Raw genomic sequence first — 11,376 nt, 5'->3', positions numbered from 1 at the left:
ATTTTGAGAGAATCGTCGTTCAAAACCTTGCGTCTTCATCGGCCCGCGTCCTGTAGGGGCGAAGCATTCGGACAATAACCTATCGGTGAAAAGGTAGATTTTCTATCCGAATGCTTCGCCCGTACTTATTCAGCAAACCCTAATTACACATCTAAGCCACTACTCCGTCAGACTTCTGGTGTGAGGAAACAGTGAACTGAAAACTCAAATCCGATCCCTAATAGCTGTATCCCGTCTCCCGTCTCCTGTCTCGGAGTCTCGACTAGGAAATTAATTTTACACGACTACTTAATAATGTTCAAACTTCCTCTCTGGAACCCCGGCACTTGCCACTCCTTACCCACGACTATAAAATTAGCATCCATCTTGCGGGGGTATTACCCTGGTTAATACCCCCTATTTTGGTCTGGTATAGTGTTAAGCTTCTCCTGTGATTGATAAACCCTCTACCCAAACGTAGGGACAAACACCACTGGGAGTAATAACCGCTTCCGGTTCCAGATAAACAATCGATTTCAGCAGTGTTAAAATATCTCCAGCTACGGTAGCGGAATCGATGCTAATGCGCTCATTTTTGTTAACTAACCAACCATCAAACGGCAAAGAGAAGGAACCTTGTAGAGAATTAACTCCCGCATGAAGTGCCTGTAAACTATCAATTAAAACCACATTTTCTGCTGTTTCCAAAGAATAGCTTTTGGGTTGATTAACACTAGCAAAAACGTGATAAAAATGGGGACTAACCGTTACTTTTGACCCAATGTTACCGTTGCCAGTCGGTTCTGTATTCATCCGTTTAGCGGTAATCGTGCTATGGAGAAAATTACTCAAAATCCCCTCTTTAATTAATTCCACACGACGGGTAGGAGTGCCTTCACTATCAAAAGTTTCTGCGGAAACATTAGCTGGATGGAGGGCATCATCACACAAATTTAAGGCAGTAGCGGCGATTTGTGTTCCTAGGGATTCAGGAGTAGAAAGACTCTGTTTATCAAGGACATTTTGGGCATTAAACAGATTAGAAAATGCCCCTATGAGACTCAAAAAGGCGCGGGGGGCAAAAACCACCAAATATTTACCCGTGGTAATCGGTTGATAGTCCAGATGGCTAACAGTTTTGGTAATCGCTTCCTCGATGCAACCATCGATATCTAATTTTTCCAGCCCCGGACTAACCCGAAAAGCACCAGCGCTGCGGGGTTTTTTGCCTTCCTGTTCGGTTTTGGTGTATAAATACACGCTGGCATAACTACGCGCTTCCTGACGCATTGCCCCGTCGCTATTGAGATAAAAACGTCTGACCTGCTGTTGTCCCAAACCGTTATAGGGAACACTGGCAATAGCTGGATGGGCTGCTAGTAAGGATTTTTCGGCGGCTAATAACTTATCGATGAGAGTGGATACAGGTGCTTGATTAGACATTTCGCTGGCCACTTCTGTGGTAGGTGCGGTGGCAGCGGGACTAAAATCGGGGACATTTTCCTTAACGCCAAAAAAGCTGGCTTCTTGGGCGGTTTTCAGGGCTAATTGCAGTCCCACCGGGTCCACATCGGTGGTAGAGGTGACACCGACTTGATTATCCCGATTCCAGACGCGAACGATAACGCTGGAACGATTGGACGCTTGTACCTGTTTGGGTTCCCCTTGAAACACATCCACATCGGTTTCATCGACAGAAGAACCATAGATGTCGTATTTAGCAATTCCTAAAGCTTGGGCGCTAGAATTAGCGATTTGGGCGATATATTCAACTTTTGGCATAGATTTTTTTTGGTGTTGGAGGATTTTTCAGTTATCAGTAAACAGTAATCAGTAATCAGTGAAAAGAAAGCTCAGAACTTGCCACTTAACAGTGTCCACTGAAAACTCAAATCTGATAACTGATAACTGATAGCGGTCAGCCGTAAGCTAGATAAGTAGGGAGGCACAATTATTTGTAGGATGGGTTAGCGGTAGCGTAACATGAGCGGGCGTTGGGTTTCATGCTTCAACCCAACCTACGTTCTGAAAACTCAAATCTGATAACTGATAACTGATAACTGATAACTGATAACTGAAGAGAGATTGGGCCAAGTGGTGACAATAAAGACGATAACGGCGGCCGTGGCCAGCATAGCTTTAGCAACGTGACCGATAACCGTACCGACGACGATACCGACACAGACTTTTAGGGATTGTTGCAAACGGGGGGTTAATTCCAAATCGCGACGATAGGCGTATTCTCCGACAAAAGCCCCGACCACAGGACCGACAAATAAGCCGATAATTGGGCCGCCAATGGGTAAAGCCGGTAAAAGCCCGAATATTCCCGCTAATAAACCCACTACTAGCCCGATTTGACTCCAATTGCTCGCCCCAACTTTTTGGGCGCCGAGATAACTAGCGAGGAATTCCACCCCCAGACTGAGGAGAAGGACAACAAAGGCCACGGTTAAAGCGACCCCCATCCCCGCGAATTTGGTGACAAAACCCCACACCAGCATGGCGATTAAAATCAAACTCATGCCGGGGACAGCGGGCAGCAGTTCGCCAATTATCCCCACTATCATGATGGCAATGAGGAAATAATAGAGAATTACTAAAGTCATGATTAACGACCGCCAACGGTAATAGAATCGACTTTTAAATGGGGTTGACCAACGGTGACATAAACGCTACCACTGACGGAACCGCAAAAACCCGCCGCTAGTCCTAAATCTTGGGAACACATAGAGATTTTATTCATAATCTCCTTGGCTGAACCGATTAAAGTCGCGCCTTTTAGGGGTTTAGTCAGGTTGCCGTTTTCGATAAGATAGGCCTCCTCGACGGCGAAATTAAATTCCCCGGTCGCCCCCACACTACCACCGCCCATTTTTTTGCAATAAATGCCTTTATCGATGGAATTAAAGAGATTATCGAGGGTATATTCCCCAGGTGCGATGTAGGTATTCCGCATCCGACTAGCGGCGGCATAGGTGTAGTTTTGACGGCGACCGCTACCCGTGCGCGGATGGCCGGTTTTAATTGAACCGGTGCGATCGGCAATGAAGTTTTTTAGGATACCATTTTCAATGAGGAGAGTACGCTGGGCCGGCATTCCCTCATCGTCCATATCGATAGTACCGAAAGCTTTATCGGATAATCCTTCGTCCCAAGCCGTCAGATTTTCGTGGGCGATTTTTTCGCCTTTTTTATCGAGAAAGGGCGTGGTTTTTTGTTCGATTTGCGTAGTTTCTAACAAATGGCCGCAGGCTTCGTGGAAGATAACGCCGCCAAATTCATTGGCCATGACGATGGGATAACTGCCAGATTCTACATAGTCAGCGTAAAGCATTTTACCCGCCGATTCGGCCACTTCTGCCGCCGATTCCTCAGCATTCCACGTCCGCAGAAAATCGGGATTACTGGTATTACCCACCCGTTTACCAATGCTAGAACGATTAGTTCCATCGGCACAGAGGAGATTATAGCCCACGGATTGGGTGAGGCGAATATCCCGGGCAAAAGTGCCGTCACTAGCGGCAACTAAAATTTCTTGCCAATCGCGAAAATAAGCGGCGCGACGAGATTGGACGTGAGAGGCTTTCTGATTGAGGTGAACGTTAGCAGTTAGGAGAATATCACCCATTTCTCGCAAAGAACTGCAATTATTCAGCCAAATATCTTTATTTTTGACCGTGGCATAATCCCGGAACATTTCCAGATTGATTTCGGGAATATACGCGTTAGGACTGGGTAGGTTTAAACCGAGAATCGATAAACCTTTTTCTAGGGCATTTTTTAAGCCTTGGAAGCTTAAATCGTTGGTACTGACATAACAATCAGCTTTACCGCGAAAAAGGCGGATTCCTGCCCCTGTAGATAGTTTCGGTGAGAGACTGGTGATGGTGTCATCTTCGGCTAAACAACTGATATAGTTGACTCTTTCGAGGAAAAATTCGATAAAAGTCGCCCCGGCAGCCCGTCCCAGTCCCAGAAGAGTGGACAAAGGAGCCGCCCAAGAGCTATCAAAGCGCTCCAGACTAGGATTATATTTCAGGGTGGGGAGTTCTTTGGAGATGAGTAGAGTGGGTGACATAAAGCTCGTTTATCAGTTAATCTGCTGGTTTCTAGTCTAACAGTTCTCAGTTTTTTCCGTCTGGGGATGCGTTAGCTCCGCCCAACCCTGCTAAATTTTTCTCCTTCATATCTCTTAATAAAAACCTTGATTCGAGCGCTCATCGCCCCCAAGATTAAATAAAGAGCGACTCAGGATCAAAATAATGGCCACAGCGACACAATTCTTAAACATTTCTGACTTGACAAAAGATGATTATTGTGTATTCGGTTTAGCGATTTGTTTTCTCAAACAGGAGGGAGAATTAGAAAAAGTGGCGGTGTTAGAACCGATTCCCTCGGCGGCCCTAGAGGCAATTGTCAAAGGAATTCCCACTTCCTACGAATTTGCCCGCGCCATGAGTTTAGGAGAGGTATTTCAGGACGATAATCCTCAAATACCCAGTAATTTCCCCGATAATGCCCAATTATGCGAGAATTTTGTCGAAAGGGCGATTGCGGCCACTCGCACCTATAAAAATCAACCCCACCTGCAAGGGTTAATCCCCTTGGGCAGCCAAAAAGACGATTTAAACTTTTCCCTAGAGAAAAAACGCATCTTGAATGCTGTTCATGTCGTGCGGACGGAGGATAACGTCAAACAACATTCTCATACCCATAAGGTTTTGTAATCAAGGTGAGTTCGGGTTAGGGAAATTTTGCCCTTTTCCCTGATTCCGGACTCAGGTTATGGCAGTTATCTTAAGGGTGAGGTGTAAAGTTGTGATTTTGAGGAGTTGATGCCCAATTAAGTAGGGAGGCACAATTATTTGTAGGATGGGTTAGCGGTAGCGTAACCCATGCGGGCGTTGGGTTTCATACTTCAACCCAACCTACGTTCATCTAAAAAGATTATAATTTGTTTTCTCAATTTAGGATTAGTAAACCATGGCAAGTATAGAAACATTATTAGCAGAAATTATTAAGGCTGCATCTCACATTTGCAGAAATAGCGACAATCGGCAATTATTGGTGAATCTTAAATTGGTACAAGTATATTAACAACTGCGTGTAAGCATCTCACCGAAAAGCAAATGCGCTCCGGGGTTTGGGGGGTAGAACCCCCCAAAAGCTTGGATTGAGTCATAAAATCGAAAGTAACGCCCAATTTTCAAAGAGAGGTTCCCTTTAAAAACCCCAACTTAGTAGATTTATAAAAATGAGATGCACCCAATTATTAAGGCAATGCTACACATAAATTTTTGCTGACTGAATAAATATCTTCAAACAAATAATCCCATTGATATTCTAGGTGTCTAGCAATATGGTAAGCAAGCAAAGGTGGCACAGCATTACCAATTAGTTTGTAACCATCCGTAGCCGAAAGTGAATATTTTTCATCTCCCTTATTTTGTGGACGCACAAATTGAAAATCATCGGGAAAAGTCTGTATTCTCGCACATTCCCGCACAGTTAAACGTCTCATTTTTAACCCTGCTTCTAACTCATTAACTATCTTTCCCCCTAATTCTAAAGATAATCTCCTAAATTCAATATTACCGTGATGTTCCGAGCGAATAGTCGGACTTAAACCCTGTAAATTAACCTCGATTTGTCCCTGAGTTTTACCATAATGTTTAGCTTTTGAATAGCTTTTTTGTGAGAGGTCAAATAACTCATCTTCTGGTTCTTCTAAACCTGATAATATCTGACCCACTGTACTGTAAGTTTTAAGAGGATATATTGACTCAAACAGATTTAATTGATGCTTAATAACTTTATGGGTTGGATGCGGAAAAATATCATTATTTTCTAGATGTCCTATCGCTGTCGCTTTTAAATAGGTTTTATTTAAACCGATAAAGATAATTCTTTCCCTGGTTTGGGGAATTCCATAATCGGGAGCAAAGAGAAGTTTAGGGATAACTATATATCCATCTTTACCAATGGCACTAAAATCATCTTCAATTATATCTTTAACATTAGCTAAAGAGATTAAACCTTTGACATTTTCAGCAATAAAAACTTTAGGTAAGGTTAATTCAATAACTCTCTTCATCCAATAATAGAGTTTCCCGCGATTATCCTGAAAACTATCTTCACTCTCGTCTAGCAGTTTCCCCGTGTGACTTTTGTGAGAATTAAACCCCTTTCTTTTTCCTGAAACACTAAAATCTTGACAGGGAAAACCTCCCGTTACTACATCGATATTACTGGGAAACTGAAACTCGCCTTTTTCTGCTTGTTTGACTAAATCTACAATACTCCCCAAGTGAAATACATTTGTTTTACCCCTTTTTTCAAAGTAGGGAATCCAAGCATTATGGGCAGCTTTAGTTATATCATTAGCAAAGACAGTTTCAAAAGAAGTACGCAGTAGTTTTAGCCATGGTTCCCGTCTTTCTACTATCCAATCTTGATGAATATTTTCATTAACACAGTCTTGGTGTACCCAAAAACCTCCCTCTAATCCTAAGTCCATTCCCCCGCAGCCAGAAAATAGGGATAAAACTCGCTTTTGTTGCCTATTCATCACTATTGATTAAATGAGTAATTAAATAATATCATACTTATAATCAACTTGATCGAAAGGGATTAATTAAAGTTAGTTGATTGGATATTATTAACCCATCCTGCATATCTTCAGAGTAAAGAATACTAGCATCGGCTGCTAAGGCACTAGCTACAATTAAACTATCCCAAAAAGAAAAACTGTATTGAGTGCGGAGTTCAGAGGCTCTTAAAATAATATTGCGATCGAGTTGAATAACAACACATCCATCGTAAAATTCTTGGATAATTTGTCTAATTTGAATTTCACTTATTTTAGCTTTTTTGGATAAAACAGCGCAAACTTCATTAATAATTTGCGTACTGATTAAGATATTTTCCCTGCTAGTTAAAGCGGTCGCTAGATTGTGTTTTCCCATTTCTTCAGCATCGTTACACTCTGGGTCTATTAAAAGACGGTATAGCCAGATATTAGAATCACAAAAACAAAGAGAATTGGTCATAATTATAGCTGATGAATTTCTTCCCGATTTAATTGACGAATACCTTTAACAGCAACGGGATTTTGAGTTAATTGGGCAATGATTCCAGTGGTTGATATTTTTTTATTTTGTTTGATCACAATAACTTGAACTTCGCTGTCTTCCCTCAAGTCCTGTTGGTATTCTTCGGGAATTTCGATGATACCTTGTTTGATTTTGGCTTTAAATTCCACTGCATTTAACATATTGTTGCTCTCGAGCGACTGTCTATTAAGATTAATTATAGCCCTCTTTATGGGAGTGCCTCTAATACCAAGAGTGGGAAGTGGGAAGTATGGCTGTACCGTTGACTGTATCTAGAGTAGTTTATTGGTTTTACATTGCTTTAGCTCAAGCTCTGTAAGACTTTTAGCCATAGCTACTATATTTATAGGGGGGAAGTTCAGAAATAAGGCAAATTCGTCAATCAGAATATTTTCATGGGCGGCGATAATCTGCTTAACCCGAACTCAGGTAATGTTAAAATTTATTTTGCTAATTACTTTTTGGCTATTCTTTGCTGTATAATGGCGGCATTGGTATCTAATAGACAAGGTTCTCTCGACTCTTGCCTGTTGTGTGAGTTGTTCCCTGACATAATCTAGATGTTTCCATCTCTAGGGCTGGGTGGAGAGGCGGTAATGCGTCCTCAATTCTTTACCTTTAATCAGTCGCAAGATTAAGGTAAAGTGACCTTGAGCCAATTTAATTTTTTGATTGTTCCCTAGCTTTCGTTCCCCTGAAATACAGTTAATTAGGACATAAGAAAGACATTGACATCCTCGCCGCCGTAAACGGACGGTGATTCCCAAACCTCACGATTTGGGTTTCTGCTTCTTTCCCTTGCGGGGTTCCGCACCTGCCTTAACAGATTTACTCTGTTCTGGTCATCAGGTCGCTCTACAGACTGACACCGCAAGCCCTGCGGCCAAAATATTTTTACTTGCGTTAATATCTCGGTCATGGTGAGTCCCACAGTCTGGACAGTCCCATTCTCGAACATTTAACGGCATTTTCTCAGCAATATACCCGCAATTACTACACCTTTTAGAACTAGGAAACCATCTATCTATTTCGATGTAATTTCTGCCGTACCAACGGCATTTATAGGCTAATTGTCGAGTGATTTCTCCCCAACTAACGTCAGATATTGCCTGAGATAACTTGGGGTTTTTGACCAGATTCTTGACGGCTAAATTCTCAACCACAATCGTTTGGTTTTCACGAACTAATTGAGTGGTTAGCTTATGTAAATGGTCTTTTCTGCTATCGGTGATTTGAGCGTGAATCCTGGCTACTTTGATTCTTGCCTTTTCTCGATTTTTTGACCCTTTCTGTTTTCTAGAAAGATTTTTTTGCGCTTTTCGCAGTCTCCGATAATGCTTTTTAAAATGCTTAGGATTAGATACTTTATCGCCATCGCTGGTAATCACAAGGCTACTAATTCCTAAGTCAATTCCGATGGCTTTATCTGTTACTGGTAATGGCTTAATTGTTGGGTCATCAAATCTTATTGAAATATGCCAGCGTCCAGAAGGATGTAATCTGACTGTTACTGTGCTTGGGTCACAGCTTTCTGGTATTTGTCTTGACCATCGAATAGGTAAGGGTTCTGTGCATTTGGCTAAATAGATTTGTTTGTCTTTAAATTTAAAAGCAGACTTGGTAAATTCGGCACTTCCTCCCTGATGTTTTTTCTTAAAGTTAGGATACTTAGTACGACCAGCAAAGAAGTTAGTGAAAGCTGTTTGTAAATGTCTTAACCCTTGTTGTAAGGGGACACAGCTTACTTCATTAAGAAAGTCTAATTCTTCTTGCTTTTTCCACTCGGTTAGCATTGAAGAAGTTTGGGCGTAGCCTACTCTTTCTTGCTTTTCGTACCAAGCTTGTGTTCTGAGATGGAGAGCTTTATTGTCAACTAATCTTACACAGCCCAATGTGCGCCGCAATAGCGACTCTTGTTCGGGTGTGAGGTAAAATCGGAACGAATAGGCTTTTTCCATACCTCGATTTCTAGAATATATCGTTTAAATGCGCTAGTATTTAACGGTAAAGCCGTCGTAGAACGACGGGGTTTCAGACCCAAATTTTCGATGACCGCATAAAAGGCAAACACGAACCACCTGTAACGACGGGATAGTTCGCTAAGTCCGAGTAACGTCCCCAAGATAAGGGGGAGAGAGATAATTGTTGACATGGATTGTACCCCGCCCGATCGGGTATTTAGCGGCAAGGGACGTGAAGTGTCCCTAGTGACCTGGATTCTGGCGGCAATTTTCCTCGCTCGTTATGCCTTTACCCGGTTATGATTTGGGTAATTGCAGCAATTCTCATTTTAAGGTTTCATGACATTAAAACCCTTGCACCTAGAGGGGTTAATAATTCTTAACGAATCTCTAGATCGCTGAAACAACGCAAAATCGTTTCAAAATGAGAATTGCTGGGGTAATTGCCGTTTATATCGAAAAAATGGGGACATTTACCCCGTTTTTGGGTACTTTCTTAAAATCCCCTCGCTTCGCCTGCGTTTCTGCGTTGATCGGCCGCACCAGTAAAGGTTCGGGAGCGATCGACCGCAATCGACTCGGCCGATCCCCATTTCGGAAAAGGTTGGAAGGTATAGCCCCGTTTTTCGAGAGCGGCCACTACCTTCGGAGCGAGCGCGTTCGGTTCGATCAAAACCCGATCGGGCATTCCCTGATAATGGAATCGGGGATAGTTCACCGCTTCGGCAACGGTCATCCCGTAGTCGATCGTATGGGTGATCATCTGTAATACCGTTGTCGGGATGGTGGAACCGCCAGGGCTTCCGGTAATCAGTACCACCTGGCCATTTTTTACCACGATGGTGGGAGACATGGAACTCAAGGGACGCTTGCCCGGTTCAATCCGATTCGCTCGTCCCTGAATTAGCCCAAATTGGTTGGGGGAACCTAGTTTACTGACGAAATCATCCATTTCATTATTGAGTACAAAGCCAGTGTCACCCGCAATCACTCCGGCCCCGAAAGACGAGTTGATCGTATAGGTGACGGATACCGCATTGCCGGTGCGATCAATCACCGAGTAGTGAGTGGTACTATCGCCCTCTCGAATGATGGTTTGATAGAAGGGACGGGGATCTACGGCCTGCTTGGTTGGGATTTTCTCCCGGATGGAGGCGGCGTATTCTGCCGATAGCAGTCGTTCTAGGGGAATCTGGACAAATTTCGGATCGCCGAGATAGGTATTGCGATCAACGTAGGCAAACAACATCGCAGCGAGAAAGCGATGAACCGTATCGGTTGATCGGAATCCCGAAGCTTTGAGATCATAGCCTTGTAGGATATTCAACATCAAGCACACCGTCATCCCTCCTCCAGGTGGCGGCGCGGTCAGGATATCGTAACCGCGATAGGTGCATTGTAGGGGTTCCTGTTCCAATGCCTGATAGGTGTCCAGGTCTTCAGCACTGAGAATTCCCCCCTGTTTCCGACTCTCCGCTACCACCTGCGCGCCGATTTCCCCCCCATAGAAAACTGCTGGCCCGCCGCGAGCAATCTGGGCTAGAGTGCGCGCGAGGTTCTTCTGTACTAAGCGATCGCCTACCTCGTAGGGTTTTGAACCATTTTTCAGGAAAATCGCCGCCATACTCGGATCTTTTAACTTCTCACCGCTTCTCCGGAGGATTTCTATATCTCCTGTCCCCAGGATAAATCCCTGTCTGGCAAGGGCGATCGCTGGGGCGATGACTTGTTGACGCGAGCGTGTACCGTATTTCTGTAAGGCCAGATCCAGACCTCGCACTGTACCAGGAACCGCCACCGCCAGATAGCCGTTGCGACTGCGGCCGGGGATAATCTCACCATTGCGATCAAGGTACATATTGGCGGTGGCGGCTAGAGGTGCGGTCTCTCGAAAATTGATAAACACGCTTTCGCCGTTGGCTAACCGGATCAACATAAAGCCGCCACCGCCTAGATTGCCACAGCAAGGCTCGGTGACTGCAAGCGCGTAACCCACGGCAACGGCCGCATCGATCGCATTCCCACCCTTGCGGAGAATTTCCAGACCGACTCTAGAAGCTTCCCCCTGACTGGTAACCACCATGCCGTTTTTGCCCACGGCGGTTTTTTCTGGCAGTTGACCGCGCACGTTCTGACTAACGGTGATCGCAAGGAAAAACAAGAGAAACGTGCGGGGAATTTTCATCGAAAATTTGGGTCTGAAACCCCGTCGTTCTACGACGGCTTTACTGTTAAATATGAGCATCGTTTACGAAATATATGCTAAAATGTGAGGTATGGAAAAAGCCTATTCGTTTCGATTTTACCCCACACCCGAACAA

Annotated in this window: 9 protein-coding genes and 1 pseudogene; 2 read left to right on the top strand and 8 right to left on the bottom strand. The window is 43.9% G+C overall.

Annotated features, from left to right (window positions below; all coding sequences use genetic code 11):
* Positions 1–417 precede the first annotated feature (417 nt).
* The 3 genes from O9290_RS19745 to O9290_RS19735 form a co-directional block, all read right to left on the bottom strand.
* Positions 418–1,761 (bottom strand): TldD/PmbA family protein, encoded by a 1,344-nt coding sequence (locus O9290_RS19745; protein WP_288058504.1) that lies wholly within the window; start codon positions 1,759–1,761, stop codon positions 418–420.
* Positions 1,762–2,012: 251 nt separating this feature from the next.
* Positions 2,013–2,588, bottom strand: a complete 576-nt coding sequence (locus O9290_RS19740; RefSeq protein ID WP_002757794.1) for a DUF456 domain-containing protein — start codon at positions 2,586–2,588, stop codon at positions 2,013–2,015.
* A 2-nt stretch (positions 2,589–2,590) separates the two neighbouring features.
* Positions 2,591–4,060 (bottom strand): TldD/PmbA family protein, encoded by a 1,470-nt coding sequence (locus tag O9290_RS19735; protein ID WP_002757793.1) that lies wholly within the window; start codon positions 4,058–4,060, stop codon positions 2,591–2,593.
* A gap of 184 nt (positions 4,061–4,244) precedes the next feature.
* Between O9290_RS19735 and O9290_RS19730 the strand changes: the two genes are divergently transcribed.
* Positions 4,245–4,709, top strand: coding sequence for a hypothetical protein (locus O9290_RS19730; protein ID WP_002798136.1), 465 nt, complete (start codon positions 4,245–4,247; stop codon positions 4,707–4,709).
* A 545-nt stretch (positions 4,710–5,254) separates the two neighbouring features.
* On the opposite strand, the gene O9290_RS19725 is transcribed toward O9290_RS19730, so the two are convergent.
* The 5 genes and pseudogenes from O9290_RS19725 to ggt all read right to left on the bottom strand — a co-directional run bounded on the left by O9290_RS19725 (position 5,255) and on the right by ggt (position 11,240).
* Positions 5,255–6,550, bottom strand: a complete 1,296-nt coding sequence (locus O9290_RS19725) for a DNA cytosine methyltransferase (protein ID WP_288058502.1) — start codon at positions 6,548–6,550, stop codon at positions 5,255–5,257.
* 43 nt (positions 6,551–6,593) lie between these two features.
* On the bottom strand, positions 6,594–7,031 hold the full coding sequence (locus tag O9290_RS19720) for a PIN domain-containing protein (RefSeq protein ID WP_288058500.1): 438 nt from the start codon (positions 7,029–7,031) through the stop codon (positions 6,594–6,596).
* 2 nt (positions 7,032–7,033) lie between these two features.
* Complete coding sequence (locus O9290_RS19715) at positions 7,034–7,255, bottom strand: hypothetical protein (RefSeq protein WP_002766724.1); 222 nt, start codon at positions 7,253–7,255, stop codon at positions 7,034–7,036.
* Between the two features lie 609 nt (positions 7,256–7,864).
* Positions 7,865–9,052: pseudogene (locus tag O9290_RS19710) on the bottom strand (RNA-guided endonuclease InsQ/TnpB family protein).
* Between the two features lie 499 nt (positions 9,053–9,551).
* Entirely contained in the window at positions 9,552–11,240 is a 1,689-nt protein-coding gene (ggt, locus tag O9290_RS19705; RefSeq protein WP_288024223.1) for a gamma-glutamyltransferase, read from the bottom strand.
* Between the two features lie 91 nt (positions 11,241–11,331).
* Here ggt and O9290_RS28275 point away from each other — a divergent pair.
* Positions 11,332–11,376, top strand: a 45-nt coding sequence (locus tag O9290_RS28275) for a helix-turn-helix domain-containing protein (protein ID WP_353737100.1), incomplete at its 3' end; no start/stop codon positions are given.

It is taken from the genome of Microcystis sp. LE19-41.2A (assembly GCF_027530405.1).
In the GTDB taxonomy this organism is placed as follows: domain Bacteria; phylum Cyanobacteriota; class Cyanobacteriia; order Cyanobacteriales; family Microcystaceae; genus Microcystis; species Microcystis aeruginosa.
Note: the sequence above shows the minus strand (reverse complement) of the source record. Positions and strands in the feature narration are given on the sequence as shown.

What these genes read in the sequence shown, in the direction of transcription:
- O9290_RS19735 (WP_002757793.1), bottom strand. Translation starts at nt 4,060, where the DNA reads ATGTCACCCACTCTACTCATCTCCAAAGAACTCCCCACCCTGAAATAT.
- O9290_RS19725 (WP_288058502.1), bottom strand. Translation starts at nt 6,550, where the DNA reads ATGAATAGGCAACAAAAGCGAGTTTTATCCCTATTTTCTGGCTGCGGG.
- O9290_RS19715 (WP_002766724.1), bottom strand. Translation starts at nt 7,255, where the DNA reads ATGTTAAATGCAGTGGAATTTAAAGCCAAAATCAAACAAGGTATCATC.
- O9290_RS19745 (WP_288058504.1), bottom strand. Translation starts at nt 1,761, where the DNA reads ATGCCAAAAGTTGAATATATCGCCCAAATCGCTAATTCTAGCGCCCAA.
- O9290_RS19730 (WP_002798136.1), top strand. Translation starts at nt 4,245, where the DNA reads ATGGCCACAGCGACACAATTCTTAAACATTTCTGACTTGACAAAAGAT.
- O9290_RS19740 (WP_002757794.1), bottom strand. Translation starts at nt 2,588, where the DNA reads ATGACTTTAGTAATTCTCTATTATTTCCTCATTGCCATCATGATAGTG.
- ggt (WP_288024223.1), bottom strand. Translation starts at nt 11,240, where the DNA reads ATGAAAATTCCCCGCACGTTTCTCTTGTTTTTCCTTGCGATCACCGTT.
- O9290_RS19720 (WP_288058500.1), bottom strand. Translation starts at nt 7,031, where the DNA reads ATGACCAATTCTCTTTGTTTTTGTGATTCTAATATCTGGCTATACCGT.